The sequence below is a fragment of the Vibrio sp. 10N.261.45.E2 genome (assembly GCF_002875705.1).
GTDB lineage: Bacteria > Pseudomonadota > Gammaproteobacteria > Enterobacterales > Vibrionaceae > Vibrio.
This window is the reverse complement of sequence record NZ_MCZZ01000069.1, coordinates 19,046-38,333: the sequence shown is the minus strand read 5'-3', so window position 1 is coordinate 38,333 and position 19,288 is coordinate 19,046. Positions and strand designations below refer to the sequence as shown.

The following is a 19,288-nucleotide window of genomic DNA, read 5'->3' as shown; positions in this document are numbered from 1 at the left end:
TTCAAAATTTGACTATTCATACTTAATTTTTAGCTTTATTTGATTTCTTATGCATTAAATATGATTTAATATGTGTTTTACCGACTTATAGTTTTCCTGTCAATAGTAGAAGTGAAGATAATATGCAATTACCGAGTTTTCTTGAGGTCTACAAAGGCCTAATTTCCACAGACTCTATTAGTTCGACCGATCCAAGTTGGGATCATGGCAACGAGAAAGTGATCGAAAAAATGGCTCAATGGTTTAAAGACTTGGGCTTTAGCGTTGAAGTCGTGGAAGTCGAACCCGGCAAGCATAATATGATCGCGAAGATGGGCTCTGGTGAAGGTGGCTTGCTATTAGCGGGACACAGCGACACCGTGCCATTCGATGAAGGCCGTTGGAACTTCGACCCTCACGCACTGACCGAACACAACAATCGCTTCTATGGATTAGGCACGGCCGATATGAAAGGCTTTTTCGCTTTCGTTTATGAAGCGGCAAAGAAGATGGATTGGAGCAAACAGACCAAGCCGCTATATGTATTGGCAACCTGTGACGAAGAGACCACCATGCTCGGCGCACGTCACTTCACCGAGAATGCACCGTTTAAACCGGATTACTGCATCATTGGTGAGCCAACCAGCCTAGTGCCGATTCGTGGTCATAAAGGTCATGTCGCCAATACAGTGCGAGTAACCGGTAAATCGGGTCACTCTTCAGACCCGGCATTAGGCGTCAACGCCATCGAGATCATGCATGAAGTGCTATTTGCTTTAATGCAGCTGCGCGACAAGCTAGTCAAAGAGTACCATCACCCGGGTTTTGCAATTCCAAGCCCTACTCTAAACCTTGGTCATATTCATGGTGGCGACAGCGCTAACCGTATCTGTGGTTGCTGTGAACTGCACTACGATGTGCGTCCTTTGCCGGGTATCAGCTTAGATGGCCTAGACAACATGCTGCGCAGCGCACTCAAAGAAGTGGAAGCGAAATGGCCGGGCAGAATTGAGATCACGCCACTACACGAACCTATCCCGGGTTACGAGTGCCAACACGACCATCCATTTATCGGTGGCATGGAATCAGTTTGTGAGATTGAATCGCAAACCGTGAACTACTGTACGGAAGCGCCTTTCCTTCAAGAACTTTGCCCAACCTTAGTTCTGGGCCCAGGCTCAATCGACCAAGCTCACCAACCTGATGAGTTCCTAAGCTTCGATTTTATTGATCCAACGATTGATGTTCTAAGTAAATCGATCCGTAAATATTGTTTCTAGCGATTACTTTTCTTCCAATATTTTCGTATAAAAGCCACTCGAAAAAGTGGCTTTTATTCTGTTATCCCTGACACAGCCTGATCTTGTAATTAAATTTCACTTTGATTCCGAAGTATTGGAAAATTTACTTCTCCCGCATTTCGAAAACTAATAATTGCAAACTTAGAATGCTTTATTTGACTAGATACAGCAGTTTTCGCTAGATTGTGTACTTAACAAGGAACAATGGATGTAATTTTTTTACGAGGCAGGATGACAATGAACGAGAAATACGCCGCTCTCAAGAGTAACGTAAGCATGCTGGGACGCTTGCTAGGTAACACAATCCAAGATGCACATGGTGACGTTATCTTAGAGAAAGTGGAGACTATCCGTAAACTTTCCAAATCCGCCCGCGCAGGCAACAAAGCTGACCGTGACAGCCTAGTTGAAGAAATCAAAAACCTGCCGAACGAACAACTGACTCCTGTTGCTCGTGCGTTTAACCAATTTCTCAACCTCACCAATATGGCAGAGCAGTACCACACCATCTCTCGCCACTGTGAGGAGCATGTTTGCGAACCAGATGTGCTGCAATCTCTATTTTCCAAATTAAACCAGAATGACATCAGCAAGCTAGATGCGGCTCAAGCCGTTCGCGACCTGAACATTGAACTCGTTCTGACTGCACACCCAACAGAAATCACTCGTCGCACCATGATTAACAAGCTGGTTAAGATCAACGAGTGTCTATCTAAATTAGAATTAAGCGACCTATCACACAAAGAGCGTGTGAAAACAGAACGTCGCCTAGAGCAACTTATCGCTCAAGGCTGGCACTCAGATGTGATTCGTCAGCAACGCCCTACACCACTTGATGAGGCTAAATGGGGCTTTGCAGTTGTAGAAAACTCGCTATGGGAAGCGGTTCCTGATTTCCTACGTGAAATGGATGGCCGACTAAAAGGTTATCTTGGTGAAGGCCTGCCAATTGATGCGCGCCCAGTACACTTCTCATCTTGGATGGGCGGTGACCGCGATGGTAACCCATTCGTAACGCACACCATTACCAAAGAAGTGCTGCGCCTATCTCGCTGGAAAGCCGCTGACCTTTACCTAGGTGACGTAAACGAGCTGATTACCGAACTGTCGATGACTAAGTGCAATGATGCCGTTCGTGAGCTAGCGGGTGACGAGCACGAAGCATACCGTGCAATCCTAAAGAGCCTTCGTACTCTGCTGAACAACACGTTAGAAGTACTTGATGCGAAACTGCATGATGCAGAAGTACCGAAGAAAGAAACACTACAGAATATCGACCAACTTTGGACACCGTTGTACGCGTGTTACCAATCGCTACACGAATGTGGCATGGGCGTGATCGCAGACGGTTCTCTGCTTGATACTCTGCGCCGCCTAAAAGCATTCGGTGTACACCTAGTTCGTCTCGATGTTCGTCAAGAAAGTACCCGTCACTCAGATGTGCTGTCTGAACTGACTCGCTACCTAGGCATTGGCGATTACGACCAATGGAGCGAGCAAGACAAGATCGCATTCTTAACCAATGAATTAAGCTCAAAACGCCCACTACTTCCTCGTGATTGGGAGCCATCTGAACAGGTTAAAGAGGTTTTAGACACCTGTAAGGTCATTGCTGCTCAACCTCGTGAAGCTTTCGGTGCCTACGTTATCTCTATGGCTCGTACTGCATCCGATGTACTGGCAGTTCACTTGCTGCTGCAAGAGTGTGGTTGTCCGTATCGCATGGACGTATGTCCACTGTTCGAAACGCTAGACGACTTGAACAACTCAGAAGCGGTAATGAAGCAACTAATGAGCATCGACTTGTACCGTGGCTTTATCCAGAATCACCAAATGGTGATGATCGGATATTCTGACTCAGCGAAAGATGCCGGCGTAATGTCCGCAGGTTGGGCTCAATACGATGCGATGGACAAGCTGGTTAAGGTTTGCGACGAAGAAGGTATTGAACTGACTCTATTCCACGGCCGTGGCGGTACAGTTGGTCGTGGTGGTGCTCCGGCGCACGCTGCTCTTCTTTCTCAGCCACCTAAGAGCTTGAAAGGCGGCCTACGTGTAACTGAACAAGGCGAAATGATCCGCTTTAAGCTTGGCTTGCCGGATGTTGCAGTAAACAGCTTCAACCTATACGCAAGTGCGATTCTAGAAGCGAACCTTCTGCCGCCACCAGAGCCTAAACAAGAGTGGCGCGACCTAATGGAAGTGCTGTCTCAAGTCTCTTGTGAGGCTTACCGTAACGTGGTTCGTGGTGAAGAGAAATTTGTACCTTATTTCCGTCAAGCGACGCCTGAACTGGAGCTAGGTAAACTACCTCTTGGTTCTCGCCCTGCGAAACGTAACCCGAATGGCGGCGTAGAAAGCCTACGTGCAATTCCATGGATCTTCTCTTGGAGCCAAAACCGCTTGGTACTTCCGGCATGGTTAGGTGCAGGCGAAGCAATTCAATACTCAGTAGACCAAGGCCACCAAGCGCTACTTGAAGAGATGTGTCGTGAATGGCCATTCTTCTCAACTCGCCTAGGTATGCTGGAAATGGTGTACTCGAAGTGCAACATGGAAATTGCGAAGTACTACGACCAACGTCTTGTTGACGAAGAGCTATTACCTCTGGGTGAGTTACTGCGTGAACAGCTACAAAAAGACATCAAAGCGGTACTGAATGTAGAAAATAACGAGAACTTGATGCAGAGCGACCCTTGGGGGCTTGAGTCAATTCGCCTACGTAACATCTACGTTGAGCCACTAAACATGCTTCAAGCAGAACTGCTTTACCGTACTCGTAAGTGTGAAACACCACCAGCAGAGCTAGAAGAAGCGCTAATGGTGACGATTGCAGGCATTGCAGCAGGCATGCGAAACACTGGTTAATTAGTGGTTCCTACTATAAAAAGAACAAAAGGTCGCCTCGTGCGGCCTTTTTATTTTGCAAAATAACCACTAGTGAGTATTTTGTCAGTTTTTTGGGTTATTTTGTCCATGTATTCTACTTTATGCTTATTATTTAGATATACTACTGCTCCGCTGCGGAAACACTCCAAAAAAATAATCTGCAGCATCTTGACCAATAAACTGGTCAACCTAGGTGATAAACGGCTTTGTAAGGTGACATAACCAACCGATGAGTTGGTGCTACTTAGACATAACCAATATAACGTGCCATTAGAAGCACACTTGTTGTTTAAGTATTTGTTTACTGTTTACCATTTGGATTTCAGACATGTCATTACCACACGTAATTCTAACCGTTTTAAGTACACGCGATGCTACTGGTTACGATATCACAAAAGAATTCTCCGCAAGCATTGGTTACTTCTGGAAAGCTAGCCACCAACAAGTTTACCGCGAGCTAAATAAAATGGCTCAGAACGACCAGGTAACTTGCGTGCTTGAGCCTCAAGAAGGCAAACCTGATCGTAAAGTTTACTCTATCACTGATGCTGGCCGTGGCGCGCTAGGTGAATGGTTTGAACAACCAACTGCACACCCAACCGTTCGTGACGAGTTCTCAGCTAAGCTAATGGCTTGTGCTGTACAACCTTCTGACGCTTACCGTGTACAACTTGGTGAGCTAGTAGAAGAGTCTCGCAAACTGGTTTCTCACTACCGTGAAATCGAAGCAGCTTACTACGCAACGCCATCAACTCTAGACAAGCAAGCACGCCTTGAGCGTCTTACTCTTCGTCGCAACCTACTTATCCGTGAAGCATGGATTGTATGGGCTGAAGAAGTACTGCTTGAACTTGGTTCTCTTGCTTAAGTTAAGCTAGAAGCTAGAAGCTAGAAGCTAGAAAAGCAAAAGGCTTGAACTCTTAGAGTCCAAGCCTTTTTTGTATCTTTAGGATTTGAAATTTTACTGCCAGAAGCTTTTACAAGCGCTTAGGCTTTACTTGTTAGACTTTGCTTAAAGCGCAGCGACTTGTGGACGAACGCCTAGCGTGTGGCAAAGTGCGTAAGTCATTTCTGCACGGTTCAACGTGTAGAAGTGGAAGTCTTTCACACCTTCACGGCTCAGTGTACGAACCATATCAATCGCTTGGCTAGCACCAACAAGCTGACGAGTCGTAGGATCATCATCCAAACCTTCGAACTGCTTCGCCATCCAGCCTGGTACTTTTACGTTGTTCATCGCAGCAAAGCGAGATGCTTGCTTGAAGTTAGAAACCGGTAAGATGCCCGGTACAATCTCAACATCCACACCAGCCGCCACACAACGGTCACGAAAGCGTAGGTAGCTTTCTACATCAAAGAAGAACTGAGTGATGGCACGGTTAGCACCCGCATCCACTTTACGCTTGAGGTTAATAAGATCCGATTGAGCGCTTTTTGCTTCAGGATGAACCTCAGGGAATGCCGCGACTGATATATCAAAGTCGTGACGAGATTTAAGCAGCTCTACTAGGTCTGATGCGTACATCTCTGGCGCGCCGCCGCCTGCTGGAATATCACCACGCAGCGCAACAATGCTCTCGATACCATTCGCCCAGTAATCGTCGGCAATTTGAATCAGCTCTTCACGGCTCGCATCAATACACGTTAGGTGTGGTGCTGCGACTAAACCTGTTTGGCTTTTAATCTCTTTAATGATTGAGTGGGTACGGTCACGTTCACCCGAGTTCGCACCGTAAGTCACCGATACAAATTTTGGTTGAAGTGTTTTAAGACGGTGAACAGAATTCCACAGTGTCTCTTCCATCTTTTCACTGCTTGGTGGAAAAAACTCAAATGACACATTGATGTTGTCAGAAAGCTCAGCGATATTCTGATTTAAAGCGTCGATATGACTAGCGTGTGTGTATCCCATCTTACTCTCCCTGTGGCAAAAGCAACCACTAAAAACTCAAATCCTTAAACGACGTTTAGACGTCTATATGTCTGTAGAATGAATTGAATACGATTTAATGTCAACAGATCCATTATGAATTTTTCTCAAGTAGATCGTGAGTAAAACTCAAGTCGTTAAATGGGTCGCAAAGCAGAAATAAGGTAGAAAAAAGGCTGAAAAACACATCGTGCTTTCAGCCTTATTTATCTTAGTGAATAGTATGCTATTTAGACACTAAACCAACCGATCTGAAAATCAAAACAGGCTAGACATTCTGTTTAGGTCAGATTGAATCGCGCCAGCTGTGACTTCACGCCCTGCACCTGGGCCACGAATAACCAACGGGTTATCTTTGTACCATTTGCTCTCAATCGCAAAGATATTATCGCAAGGCAGTAAGTTAGCTAGAGCGTGCTCTTTAGACAGTGCTTCAACGCCGACGGTTGCCTTACCGTTCTTCTCCAAACGCGCTACATAGCGTAGAACTTTTTGTTGAGAGTGCGCTTTCTCTAAACGCTCAGCCAACTCTTCGCTCAGTACAGAAGCTTTATCAAAGAAGTCATCCACCGACAGATCTTGCAACTCTTCAGGTACCAGTGATTCCACTTTTACGTTTTCAGGTTCAATATCTAAACCCGATTCGCGCGCCAGAATCACCAACTTACGCATCACGTCTGACCCATCTAGGTCAGCTCGTGGGTCTGGTTCAGTCAGGCCTTGTTGCCACGCTAAGTCGACCAACTCACTGAATGGCACCGTGCCATCAAACTGTTGAAACAACCAGGACAACGTGCCTGAGAAAATGCCTGACAACGCAATAATGTCATCGCCGCTTTCACGCAGGTCTCTTACTGTGTGGTTAATCGGCAATCCAGCGCCCACAGTCGCGTTGTACAACCAATGACGGCTGATCTTAGCGAAAGCATCTTGCACCTGATGGTAGTACTCGCTTGATGCAGAACCTGCCACCTTGTTCGCCGAGATCAAGTGAATACCTTGTTGTGCTATTTGCAGATATTTTGCGGCAAGCACTGGGCTCGCAGTAACATCGAGAACAACGGCTTCATCGTAACCTTGAATAGAACCCAGACGCTCCAACCAGTCGTTACCATTGTTAGCAATCGCTTCATCATCAAAACGCTTACTCACTGAGGTCGCATCAATGCCTTGGTCATCGAACCAATAGGTTTGACTATCAACCACAGCAACTAATTCAAAGTTCATTCCACGACGCTTTTCAAGTTCTGCTTTTTGTTCAGCAAACAGGCTTAACCAGCTTGAACCAATGTTGCCCTTACCACACAAAGCAATCGCAACACGCTTCTGCGCTTGGAACAGTTGAGAATGAATGCCTTTCACTAGGCTTGATGTTTCACTCTTACGAATGACTGCCACCAAGCTTAAGCCTGAGTTCGCTTCTGAGATGAATTCAACTGGCGAGCTCTTAAGCTGCTGGTAGAAACCGTAGCAATGGTTCGGATTCTTAGTCACACCCGCGCCCACCGCAGCAATCAAAGAGAAACCTTCTTTTAATTTAATCTCAGCTTCAATCGCGTGATCTTGTAGATATTCCAGAGCGCCACCAGCGATCTCTTCTGTGTAAGCAAGACGTAGGCAGTGTTGATCCGGTTCAAGCTCGTAAGCAAGCGGCTCAAGTTGAGCTCGTTTTAGCCCTTCAAGTACTTCACTTTCTAGACGGTCAAAGTCATGACCGTGACCAAAGGTCAGCTGCACGATAAGTACTTCATCTAAAGAGGTAATGATTTTCGCGCCACGACCCGATGCCAGTACACGCTCTATCTGTGTAGAGCCCGCCTCTGGCTGATAGCTGCAGCGTAAGCTTAAGTCCATAGCACTTTGAGCCACAGGCTGTAGCGTTCGGCTATGAAGCACTGGAGCAGCTAAACGAGCCAATTCACTCGCTTCATCAAGGCGAAGTAGAGGTAGTAAACACGCATCCGAAACCAAACGAGGGTCAGCACTGTAAACGCCCGCCACATCACTCCAAATCGTCACGCGTTCAACTTCAGCCAAGGCACCAATCACAGTTGCTGAGTAATCCGAACCATTGCGGCCAAGCAACACCGTTTCACCCTCAGTGTTTTGAGCCATAAAGCCAGTAATCACCACACGGCAATGTGCGTGCTGCGCCAAGGCTTCTTTAATCAGAGGGTAAGAACGTGCGCGGTCAACTTCAGGCTGAGCGCCCACTTCTGCACGTAAAAAGGCACGCGCATCTTGAGCTACGGCTTGTAAATCATGTTGGCACAACAACGCAGCTAACAGACGTGAAGACCAAATCTCACCGTGTCCGAGCACTTGTGCTTTTTGTGCTTCACTTAGAGGAGCCGTTAGCTCACCCAAAGCGGTAAATTCTTGTTGAATGGTTGTCGTTAGTTGAGCCGCAGATTCACCTTCAAGCAAGGCTTCAATCAGCTCAAGTTGGAACTGACGAAGTGTTTGCAGACATTCATGAGCGATACGACCATCTTTGTCGAGCGCTTCAACAAACTCAATCAAGCGGTTAGTTGTTTTACCCGCTGCCGATACCACGACCAAGTCAGTGGTTGATGAGTATTCTCTAAGAATGTTGACCACGCGCTGGTAACATTCAGGGTTCGCTAAGCTGCTGCCACCAAATTTATGTAGCTGGCGAAAGGTTGCCATTATTGAACCTCCCCTTCAGCGATAAAGCTTTGTGTCTTTTCAAATGCTTGCTTAAGGTCATCAATCAAATCTTCTGCATCTTCAAGGCCAACAGATAGACGCAGTAGCTGCTGAGAAACACCCGCTTCCGCTAAAGCTTCGTCACCCATCGCACGGTGAGTCATCGACGCAGGGTGGCAAATCAGGCTTTCAACACCACCCAGAGATTCTGCCAAAGAGAATAGCTCTAACTTATCGACAAAGTACTTAAGTGCTTCAAATGAACCCGCAAACTCGAAGCTGAGCATTGAGCCGAAGCCCGATTGCTGTTTCTTCGCAATATCATGACCCGGATGTTCAGGAAGACTTGGGTGGTAAATAGTGCCGACAAGATCTTGTTGCTGCAGAGACGCAAGAATTTCACGTGAGCTTTCTTCGTGAACTCGCATACGCGCACCTAGCGTACGAATACCACGTAAAGTCATGTAGCTATCAAATGGTGTGCCGGTCGCACCAATACAGTTGCCCCACCATGCGAGCTCTTCAGCGTGCTCTTCTGTTTTCGTGACGACAACGCCACCAATAACGTCCGAGTGTCCGTTGATGTACTTAGTGGTTGAGTGAATAACAAAATCCGCACCCAGCTCTAAAGGCTTTTGGAACACAGGAGTCAAAAACGTGTTGTCTACAGCAACCAGAGCACCAACCTCTTTCGCTTTACGACAAGTTTCTGCAATATCAACCACACGAACCAAAGGATTCGATGGTGTTTCAATTAAGATCAACTTTGGCTTAAGCGCGATCGCCGCATCCAGCGCCGCTTGATCCGATTGATCAACGAACAGAACTTTAAAGTCACCTTTCAGTGAACGAGTGTTAAACAGACGGTAAGTACCGCCGTAGCAGTCGTGTGGTGCGATAATAAGATCATCGCCACCTAGGAAAGCAGAAACCCATAAGTTGAGCGCAGAAGTACCGCAGTTCGTGACAACCGCGCCTTTACCTGACTCAAGTTCAAACAGTGCCGTTTCTAATAAACCGCGATTTGGGTTACCTGAGCGGGTGTAATCGTACTTTGGCACTTCACCAAAAGCGGGAAACCCATAGTTAGTCGAAAGATAAATGGGTGGGACAACGGCATGGTGTTGCGTGTCTGACTCGATACCAGTACGTACTGCGATGGTTGCTGGCTTCCGGCTGCTCATAGGTGCTTCCTTACAAGTTTTGCGTCTGAGAGTCACAGCTGCTTGTCGGCATTTTGCGGCTGTGTTAGATATATGTTATTCACTTTACTTTCATAAACGTGAGACGTCAACACTTCTAGACGTCTATATGTCTTTGCTTATGGCAGTAAATCCCGCTAAAATCACCACTATTAATTTATTCTAACAACTAAAGTGATGAAGGTACGCAATGGCCGACTGGAATGGTGAATACATAAGCCCATATGCTGAGCATGGAAAGAAAAGCGAACAAGTAAAGAAAATTACAGTTTCTATCCCTCTAAAAGTGTTAAAGGTTCTGACTGACGAGCGCACTCGCCGCCAGATTAACAACCTACGCCATGCAACAAACAGTGAGCTACTGTGCGAAGCCTTTCTACATGCGTACACAGGCCAACCACTACCAACGGATGAAGACCTTCGTAAAGATCGTCCAGACGATATCCCTGCTGAAGTTAAAAAACTGATGACAGAAATGGGTATCGAGTTCGAAGCGTTTGACGAAGAATAAAAATAACTCAGTCATTGCCTTCATTATTGATTCGCTCTAGCTGACCCTATTTATCACATCACGCATTGCGTTTTTATGACTGCGCTGTGAATGATAGACATAAAAAAACCGACTCCAGATGAGTCGGTTTTTTATTATTCTTTTTCGTCTCGATACCGAAACGACAATACCAGACGACTATGTCATCCAGTATCTATGTCTCTATGCCATATAGTTAGCAGGCATCTCGATACGAGCTACGCCAGATTCAACAGCCGCTTCCGCAACTGCTCGTGCTACGCGAGGAAGTAAACGTGGGTCCATTGGCTTAGGAATGATGTAGCCTTTACCGAACTCCAGTGCAGTCTCACCCGCAGCTGCCAGTACTTCAGCTGGCACTTCTTCTTTCGCTAGTTCACGAATCGCTTTAACCGCCGCTAGTTTCATTTCGTCATTAATTTCGCTCGCACGCACATCTAATGCACCACGGAAAATGAATGGGAAACAAAGTACGTTGTTTACTTGGTTAGGGTAGTCACTGCGGCCTGTACCCATAATTAGATCAGAACGCACTTCGTTTGCAAGCTCAGGCTTGATCTCTGGATCTGGGTTTGAACATGCAAACACAACTGGCTTGTCAGCCATCAGAGTTAGTGCTTCAGCAGGAAGCAAGTTAGGACCCGATACACCCAAGAATAAGTCAGCGCCTTCGATAACATCTTCAAGCGTGCGCTTGTCAGTGTTATTTGCGAACAGCTCTTTGTATTCATTTAGGTCATCACGACGAGTGTGAATCACACCTTTACGGTCAAGCATGTAGATCTTCTCACGCTGAGCACCACACTTAATCAGTAGCTCCATACAAGCTACCGCAGCTGCACCAGCACCTAAACAAACGATCTTACACTCTTCAAGCTTCTTACCTTGAAGCTCGATCGCGTTCAGCATACCCGCTGCCGTTACAATCGCCGTGCCGTGTTGGTCATCGTGGAATACCGGTACATCACAACGTTCAATCAGACGACGTTCAATCTCAAAACAGTCTGGTGCTTTGATGTCTTCTAGGTTAATACCGCCGAATGTATCTGCGATGTTGGCAACCGTATCAACGAACTCATCGATTGTGCGGTGTTTTACTTCAATATCGATAGAATCTAAACCAGCGAAACGCTTAAACAGAAGCGCTTTACCTTCCATTACTGGTTTAGAAGCAATTGGACCAAGGTTACCTAGGCCAAGAATCGCAGTACCGTTAGAGATAACTGCAACCATGTTGCCCTTACCTGTGTACTTATAAACGTTATCAACGTTCTGTGCGATCTCGCGTACAGGCTCAGCTACGCCTGGGCTGTATGCAAGTGCTAGGTCTTCTGCAGAGTTTGCAGGCTTCGTCAGTTCTACGGCAATTTTGCCTGGAATTGGGAACTCATGATAATCAAGAGCTTGCTGACGGAATTGTTCTTGAGGTGATAATTCTTGAGAGGATTGAGCTTGGCTGCTGTCTTCAGACATAGGTGTAGGTTCCTAGGATATTATTATTTGGGGGATCTTGTTCATGTTAATGGATGTACTTCAAAGTTCCTAGGTGGTTGAAGCCTCTGTCTCATTAAAAAACGAGATTTCACTACTAATAAGACCAGTGAGCAGTTGAAATTACTATCGCTTGTTGAACTTTCGTGCGGAATTTTAGCGGCGAATGATAAGTAAGGAATTGCCCTGTAATAGAATAGAGAGGCTACCTATCGTTAGGTGGGGTTAAAGCTTAAATGAAAGTCGCTGCTTTCTTAAATTGCAGGCAACAAAAAAGGACACCGAAGTGTCCTTTTCATGTCTAAATAGCGAGAATTACTTCTTGCTAGAAAGAGCACCGAAACGCTTGTTGAAGCGATCAACACGGCCGCCTGTATCTACGATACGTTGCTTACCAGTGTAGAATGGGTGACATTTGTCACATACGTCTAGGTGGATAGATTCTTTTGCAAGAGTTGAGTTGAACTCAAATGTGTTGCCGCAAGAACAAGTTGCAGAAACTGCTTTGTATTCTGGGTGGATTCCAGCTTTCATGGGATAACCTCAAGTAGGCCGTGTCGCTATACGATTCTAAGCCGCACACCACACGTAGTTTAAAAAAGAAATAAAGACACCGCATTCGCACAAAAGAGTGACGAAGCCATACCTTTAAGGCGCAGTATAGTAATGAATCTATAAGGTAGGATCAACTGATTTGATACATTTTTCACCAATTGTATCTTTATTTCTTTTATCGGCTTGAGATTTCTGGCTCTCTTTACTTGTATAAGCTTACTCGCCGCCTTCATCCAAACTGCTTCTCGAATTTAAGCGCCTTATCCTTTAGACTGTTCGCTCTCGTCAACTCAGATAAAGCCGTCCCTTTATGCGTCCAATGATTGCCCGCGTGGCACTGCCTGTTCCACTCGACAAGCAGTTCGATTACAAGATTCCAAGCCACCTATTTCCGATTATTGGTGGGCGAGTCTCTGTACCTTTTGGACGACAAACCTTAACCGGTATTGTCACGGCTCTGGTTAACGAATCAGAATTCGAGCTAGACAAGCTCAAACCTATTAAAGCGTTATTAGACAATCAACCGGTTTGGCCGGAATCTGTCTATTCTCTCCTAACGTGGTGCAGTCAGTTTTATCAGTACCCGCTTGGCGAAACCTTTGCCAATGCCCTGCCAAGTGCTTTACGTAAAGGTAAAGCAGCTGACTTCGCAACATTGGTTGAATGGCAACTGACACCATCAGGCAGAGATCAATTGATGCAAGGCTTTGGTCGTGCGGTCAAGCAAGCCAAAGTGATGCACATGCTGGAGCTCGGCGCCGTCCCTCATCAAGAGTTCATCGATGAAGAGGTGGGTAGCGCTGTCCTTAAAACACTCGAAGAGAAAGGTTGGATTGAATCGGTAGAGAAAAAGCCGAAACGTCAGCCTTGGCCTGTTGATCTTGAAAATGACCAAGACAAACCTAAGCTCAATGCCGAGCAAGCCATCGCGATTGCAACAGTAAATAGTCAAACCGACTTTGGTTGTTTCCTGCTAGAAGGCGTCACAGGTTCTGGTAAAACAGAAGTCTACCTGAATATGATCAAGCCGATACTCGATAAGGGTAAACAAGCATTAGTGTTAGTGCCTGAAATCGGCCTAACACCTCAAACGATTAACCGCTTTAAGCGACGCTTTAATGTGCCTGTTGAGGTTATCCACTCTGGTTTAAATGATTCTGAACGACTGAATGCGTGGTTATCGGCGCGAGATAAAATAGCGGGCATCGTGATTGGTACTCGTTCGGCTCTGTTCACGCCGTTTGCGGACTTGGGTATTATCATTGTCGATGAAGAACACGACGCCTCTTATAAACAGCAAGATAGCCTGCGCTACCATGCTCGTGATGTGGCGATCATGCGTGCGCACAAAGCACAGATTCCAGTAGTGTTAGGCTCGGCGACTCCGGCCTTTGAAACACTGCACAATGCTCAGATCGGTAAATACAGCTACCTTACCCTCACCTCACGCGCAGGTGTCGCATTGCCGACCACCAATAAGGTGTTGGATGTTAAGGGTGAATATCTAGAAAGTGGCTTGTCTGCATCGTTAATTGCCGAGATGCAAAGACACCTCAAAGCAGGCAACCAAGTGATGCTGTTTCTCAATCGCCGAGGGTTTTCTCCCGCATTGATGTGTCACGATTGTGGTTGGACTGCCGAATGTAAACGTTGCGATGCTTACTACACCTATCACCAATACAGCAATGAGATGCGCTGCCACCACTGTGGTTCTCAGCAGCACATTGTGCACAATTGTCAAGGTTGTGGGTCTTCGAACTTAGTAACAGTAGGCGTAGGTACCGAGCAATTAGAAGCTCAACTTGGCCAACTATTCCCTGAATACAAAACAATTCGCATTGACCGCGACAGCACCCGCCGTAAAGGCAGCTTAGAAAGCGCGCTAGAGTCGATTCGTAAAGGTGAATACCAGATTTTAATCGGCACACAAATGTTGGCTAAGGGGCACCATTTCCCTGACGTGACACTTGTGGCGTTATTGGATGTTGATGGGTCTTTATATAGCAGTGACTTCCGAGCATCTGAGCGTCTTGCCCAGCTATTCATCCAAGTAGCAGGGCGAGCAGGTCGTGCTAGCAAACCCGGTGAGGTAATCTTACAAACTCACCACCCAGAACATGGATTGCTGCAAGCCTTGCTGCACAAAGACTATAACCACTTTGCTCAGACGGCACTGGCAGAACGTAAGCAAGCTATGTTACCGCCTTATACCTTTATGACTCTGTTTAGAGCAGAAGCGAACGACACACGCTTAGTGGAAGAGTTCTTGCGCCAGGTTCGTCACACATTGGAATCGCATCCACTGTTTGACCAATATTGCATGGTTCTAGGGCCAACCCCTGCTCCGTTAGCTAAACGTGCGGGCAAATCGCGTTGGCAGCTAATCTTACAAACTCAGACGCGGTCGTTAATGCAGAAGCTTTTAATGAGTGCCAAGCCGGCGATCAATATGTTACCTGCTGCGAAAAAAGTCCGCTGGTCACTCGATATTGAGCCTCAAGATTTGAGCTAAACCCACTTGGGTTAAAACTAATGATAAGTTTATTCACAAATATTTCATATTACTCGTGAGCAACTTCACACTAGTCATGTGATTTTTGTTAATCTAGCCGTAACTTTACGCGATTTAAACGAATAAAATATTGCAATAAAAAAAGTGTTAGCAACACTTTCACAATATCTATTCGATTACATTTATTATTCACGCCTTAGATACTTAGGCGACAAAGGAACTTAAAAGAGGGTTTAATTTATGGCGACAATGAAGGATGTTGCCCAGCTAGCAGGCGTCTCAACAGCCACGGTATCACGTGCATTGATGAATCCTGAGAAAGTCTCAGTTTCAACTCGTAAGCGAGTAGAAACAGCAGTACTTGAAGCTGGATACTCACCCAATACATTAGCTAGAAACTTACGTCGCAACGAATCAAAAACCATCATCACTATTGTTCCTGATATCTGTGACCCTTACTTCGCCGAGATCATTCGTGGTATCGAAGATGCCGCAGTAGAAAATGATTACCTTGTTCTACTGGGTGATAGCGGTCAGCAAAAGAAACGCGAATCTTCGTTTGTTAACTTAGTTTTCACCAAACAAGCTGACGGCATGCTACTGCTTGGTACTGACCACCCGTTTGATGTCAGCAAGCCTGAACAAAAGAACTTACCACCGATGGTCATGGCGTGTGAATTTGCCCCAGAGCTTGAACTGCCTACGGTACACATCGACAACCTGACCTCTGCATTTGAAGCGGTTAACTACCTAGCTCAGTTAGGTCATAAACGTATCGCTCAAATCTCAGGGCCAGTATCAGCAACCCTGTGTAAGTTCCGCCAGCAAGGCTACCAACAAGCGCTACGTCGTGCCGGAGTCACAATGAACCCAGCCTACAGCACGGTCGGTGACTTTACCTTTGAAGCAGGCGCTCAAGCGGTTCGTCAATTACTGGCACTTCCTGAACAGCCAACGGCTATTTTCTGTCACAACGATGCAATGGCCATTGGTGCGATTCAAGAAGCGAAGAAACTAGGCTTACGCGTACCTCAAGACCTATCCATTGTTGGCTTCGATGACATCCAGTTCGCTCAATACTGCGATCCACCGCTAACCACCATTTCTCAACCTCGTTATGAGATTGGACGCCAAGCGATGTTAATGATGCTTGACCTCCTGAAAGGCAACGATGTGCAAGCTGGTTCACGCCTGCTTGAAGCTAAGTTAGTGGTTCGAGGCAGTACTGCGCCACCTCGAATGTAAGCCTTAGAAATACCGATATAAATCTGCGGCACATTTTGATGTGCCGCTTCCATTTCTGCACTATTATCCTCGCGCAATCTGGATTACCATGAGAGCAGAATCAGCAACTATTGAATTGTCTTGTGGCTAATAGAGATTATGTAAAGCGCGGTCGTGGCACGAAGAAACCGACCAAGAAACAAGCCCCTCGCCGTAAACCTTGGCGCAGTGGTCTTTTGGCGATCCTCCTTGCCGGTGGTTTTGGTTACGGACTTTACCTATTGAGTAATGATCCTGAGCCGCCAGCACCGACTCCTGTGGCAACCAAACCAAAGCCTAAGCCAAAACCTGCGAAAGTCATTCCACCGCCTCCTGAAGAGAAGTGGGATTATGTTGAAACGCTGCCAAGCCGAGAAGTTGAAGTCAAAGCCAAAGAGCAGCAGATCTCTAAGATCCCTTACATCATGCAGTGTGGCGCTTACAAAACCTCGTCGCAGGCAGAAGCACGTAAGTTAGATATTGCCTTCCAAGGTATCTCGAGTGAGATCCGCAAGAAAGATGGCAGTAGCTGGTACCGTGTGGTTTTAGGTCCTTACAAATTGAAGCGTGACGCAGAGCGAGATCGCCACAAGCTGCAAAGAGCGAAAATCGAACCTTGCGCTATTTGGAAAGACACCGAGTAGTTTTAGATTCAGCGCCAGTTTCAGTCTTAGTAAAAGCATAAAACCAAATATTGAAAACCTCCCATTGTGGAGGTTTTCTTTTATCTCCCCTCCGTTCAGCCAAATTTCCTTACAACTTCCACCGATAAGTTGCGCGACATCACTCGCCCTTCCTTGAATTATCCGAGCGCCATCCTCATATAGTTTTTATACCCAAAGATAAGAAATATTAAGAGGCCCTACTCGTGACTACCATTGTATCTGTACGTCGTAATAATAAAGTCGTCATCGCGGGTGATGGACAAGTATCTCTAGGCAATACTGTAATGAAGGGCAATGCCCGTAAAGTACGTCGCCTATACAACAACAAAGTACTGGCTGGTTTTGCTGGCGGTACGGCTGATGCTTTCACGCTATTCGAAAAATTTGAAAGCAAGCTACAAATGCACCAAGGCCATCTGACCAAAGCTGCCGTTGAGCTGGCGAAGGATTGGCGTAGCGACCGTGCTCTACGTAAGTTAGAAGCACTGCTAGCAGTAGCGGATGAGACCGCTTCACTGATCATCACTGGTAACGGTGACGTAGTTCAACCTGAAAACGACCTGATTGCGATCGGTTCGGGCGGTAACTTCGCTCAAGCAGCGGCTACGGCACTATTAGAAAATACTGATTTAGATGCGCGTGAAATCGCAGAAAAGTCGCTGAACATTGCGGGCGATATCTGTGTATTCACCAACCATCACCACACCGTTGAAGAACTAGAAAGCACCGTTGAACTGCCAAAGCCAGAGTAACGAACGCTTCCACCAATAACGTTGTATTCAACAGTGATTAAAGAATTAAGGAAAAACCATGTCTGAGATGACTCCTCGCGAAATTGTTCACGAACTCAATCGCCACATTATCGGCCAAGACAACGCTAAGCGTTCAGTCGCTATCGCTCTGCGTAACCGCTGGCGTCGTATGCAGCTTGAAGAGAGCCTGCGTGTTGAAGTATCACCAAAGAACATCCTAATGATTGGTCCAACGGGTGTCGGTAAAACTGAAATTGCTCGCCGTCTAGCGAAACTCGCAAACGCGCCTTTCATCAAGGTAGAAGCAACTAAGTTCACCGAAGTTGGCTACGTTGGTAAAGAAGTTGAGACCATCATCCGTGATCTAACGGACGTTGCAATCAAGATGACGCACCAGCAAGCGATGGAAAAAGTAAAATATCGCGCTGAAGAACAAGCTGAAGAACGTATTCTTGATGCCCTTCTACCACCAGCTCGTGATGCTTGGGGTCAGAACGAGCAATCAACTGAAGACACGACCTCTTCAAACACTCGTCAGATTTTCCGCAAGAAACTGCGTGAAGGTAAGCTAGACGACAAAGAGATCGAAGTCGACGTAGCAGCACCACAAATGGGCGTTGAAATCATGTCACCTCCGGGCATGGAAGAGATGACTAACCAGCTACAAGGCATGTTCCAAAACCTAGCTGGCGACACCAAGAAAAAGCGTAAGATGAAAATCAAAGACGCATTCAAAGCACTGACGGAAGAAGAAGCGTCAAAGCTTGTGAACCAAGAAGAGCTAAAAGAGAACGCGATCTTCAACGCTGAAAACAACGGCATCGTATTCATCGATGAGATCGACAAAATCTGTAAGCGTGGCGACAGCTCAGGCCCAGACGTATCTCGCGAAGGTGTTCAGCGTGACCTACTACCTCTTATTGAAGGCAGCACTGTATCAACCAAGCACGGCATGGTGAAAACAGACCACATCTTGTTCATCACATCAGGCGCATTCCAAGTGGCTAAGCCATCTGACCTGATCCCTGAACTGCAAGGTCGTCTACCAATCCGTGTAGAGCTTGAAGCGCTTTCTGCAAATGACTTTAAACGCATCCTGACTGAACCAAAAGCATCTCTAACAGAGCAGTACATTGCCCTAATGAAAACAGAAGATGTGAGCATTGAGTTCACTGAAGATGGCATCAATCAAATCGCAGACGCAGCATGGCGCGTAAACGAAACCACTGAAAACATCGGTGCACGTCGTCTACACACAGTAATGGAGCGCCTGATGGATGAGATTTCATTCGACGCAACAGACAAAGCGGGTAGCAAGCTAGTGATTGATGAAGCTTACGTAACGTCGAAGCTTGGCGAATTCGTTGAAGACGAAGACCTAAGCCGCTTCATCCTGTAGCACACGAAACTCCAACTTATTGCTCTATCTCAAAGAAATAGCAGCTAATAAGCGAATTCAAGGCCCACTTTCGAGTGGGCTTTTTATTACCCGAAAAATGGGCGTATACTCAAATCACAGTTTGAAACGAAGACTTACAAAGAATTAGACC

14 protein-coding genes are annotated in these 19,288 nt (G+C 46.3%); 9 read left to right on the top strand and 5 right to left on the bottom strand.

All coding sequences use genetic code 11. The features are described 5' to 3' along the window. Window positions 1-122: 122 nt before the first annotated feature. The 3 genes from argE to BCT34_RS03790 all read left to right on the top strand — a co-directional run bounded on the left by argE (window position 123) and on the right by BCT34_RS03790 (window position 5,037). A complete protein-coding gene (gene argE, locus BCT34_RS03800) occupies window positions 123-1,259 on the top strand; it encodes an acetylornithine deacetylase (protein ID WP_076656778.1) in 1,137 nt (378 codons plus the stop codon). Between the two features lie 252 nt (window positions 1,260-1,511). Then, a complete protein-coding gene (gene ppc / locus BCT34_RS03795) occupies window positions 1,512-4,148 on the top strand; it encodes a phosphoenolpyruvate carboxylase (protein ID WP_017063683.1) in 2,637 nt (878 codons plus the stop codon). A gap of 349 nt (window positions 4,149-4,497) precedes the next feature. Further along, window positions 4,498-5,037: a PadR family transcriptional regulator gene (locus BCT34_RS03790; RefSeq protein WP_076656777.1), complete on the top strand. Its 540-nt coding sequence runs from the start codon at window positions 4,498-4,500 to the stop codon at window positions 5,035-5,037. Between the two features lie 144 nt (window positions 5,038-5,181). Here the strand turns inward: BCT34_RS03790 and metF are convergent, their stop codons facing one another. The 3 genes from metF to BCT34_RS03775 all read right to left on the bottom strand — a co-directional run bounded on the left by metF (window position 5,182) and on the right by BCT34_RS03775 (window position 9,953). Continuing rightward, the gene (metF, locus tag BCT34_RS03785) at window positions 5,182-6,081 is read right to left on the bottom strand and encodes a methylenetetrahydrofolate reductase (RefSeq protein WP_076656776.1); all 900 of its coding nucleotides are present in this window, start codon (window positions 6,079-6,081) and stop codon (window positions 5,182-5,184) included. Window positions 6,082-6,357: 276 nt separating this feature from the next. Beyond that, on the bottom strand, window positions 6,358-8,769 hold the full coding sequence (locus BCT34_RS03780) for a bifunctional aspartate kinase/homoserine dehydrogenase II (protein WP_076656775.1): 2,412 nt from the start codon (window positions 8,767-8,769) through the stop codon (window positions 6,358-6,360). Next, window positions 8,769-9,953, bottom strand: coding sequence for an O-succinylhomoserine (thiol)-lyase (locus BCT34_RS03775; RefSeq protein WP_076656774.1), 1,185 nt, complete (start codon window positions 9,951-9,953; stop codon window positions 8,769-8,771). Before BCT34_RS03775 ends, BCT34_RS03780 begins: the two co-directional genes overlap by 1 nt. A gap of 208 nt (window positions 9,954-10,161) precedes the next feature. Here BCT34_RS03775 and metJ point away from each other — a divergent pair, with 208 nt between their 5' ends. Continuing rightward, on the top strand, window positions 10,162-10,482 hold the full coding sequence (gene metJ / locus BCT34_RS03765) for a met regulon transcriptional regulator MetJ (RefSeq protein ID WP_004415993.1): 321 nt from the start codon (window positions 10,162-10,164) through the stop codon (window positions 10,480-10,482). A 201-nt stretch (window positions 10,483-10,683) separates the two neighbouring features. Here the strand turns inward: metJ and BCT34_RS03760 are convergent, their stop codons facing one another. Further along, the gene (locus BCT34_RS03760) at window positions 10,684-11,973 is read right to left on the bottom strand and encodes a malic enzyme-like NAD(P)-binding protein (RefSeq protein ID WP_076656773.1); all 1,290 of its coding nucleotides are present in this window, start codon (window positions 11,971-11,973) and stop codon (window positions 10,684-10,686) included. 333 nt (window positions 11,974-12,306) lie between these two features. Continuing rightward, window positions 12,307-12,525 carry a 50S ribosomal protein L31 gene (rpmE, locus tag BCT34_RS03755; protein ID WP_076656772.1) on the bottom strand — a complete coding sequence of 73 codons (219 nt, stop codon included), beginning with the start codon at window positions 12,523-12,525 and terminating at the stop codon, window positions 12,307-12,309. Window positions 12,526-12,856: 331 nt separating this feature from the next. Between rpmE and priA the strand changes: the two genes are divergently transcribed. The 5 genes from priA to hslU all read left to right on the top strand — a co-directional run bounded on the left by priA (window position 12,857) and on the right by hslU (window position 19,137). Beyond that, window positions 12,857-15,058: a primosomal protein N' gene (gene priA, locus BCT34_RS03750; protein ID WP_076656771.1), complete on the top strand. Its 2,202-nt coding sequence runs from the start codon at window positions 12,857-12,859 to the stop codon at window positions 15,056-15,058. Window positions 15,059-15,298: 240 nt separating this feature from the next. Then, window positions 15,299-16,303, top strand: a complete 1,005-nt coding sequence (cytR, locus tag BCT34_RS03745; protein ID WP_076656770.1) for a DNA-binding transcriptional regulator CytR — start codon at window positions 15,299-15,301, stop codon at window positions 16,301-16,303. 122 nt (window positions 16,304-16,425) lie between these two features. Next, entirely contained in the window at window positions 16,426-16,965 is a 540-nt protein-coding gene (locus tag BCT34_RS03740) for an SPOR domain-containing protein (protein WP_076656769.1), read from the top strand. 224 nt (window positions 16,966-17,189) lie between these two features. Next, entirely contained in the window at window positions 17,190-17,738 is a 549-nt protein-coding gene (gene hslV / locus BCT34_RS03735; protein ID WP_076656768.1) for an ATP-dependent protease subunit HslV, read from the top strand. Window positions 17,739-17,796: 58 nt separating this feature from the next. Continuing rightward, window positions 17,797-19,137 carry an HslU--HslV peptidase ATPase subunit gene (hslU, locus tag BCT34_RS03730; protein ID WP_076656767.1) on the top strand — a complete coding sequence of 447 codons (1,341 nt, stop codon included), beginning with the start codon at window positions 17,797-17,799 and terminating at the stop codon, window positions 19,135-19,137. Window positions 19,138-19,288: the final 151 nt, after the last annotated feature.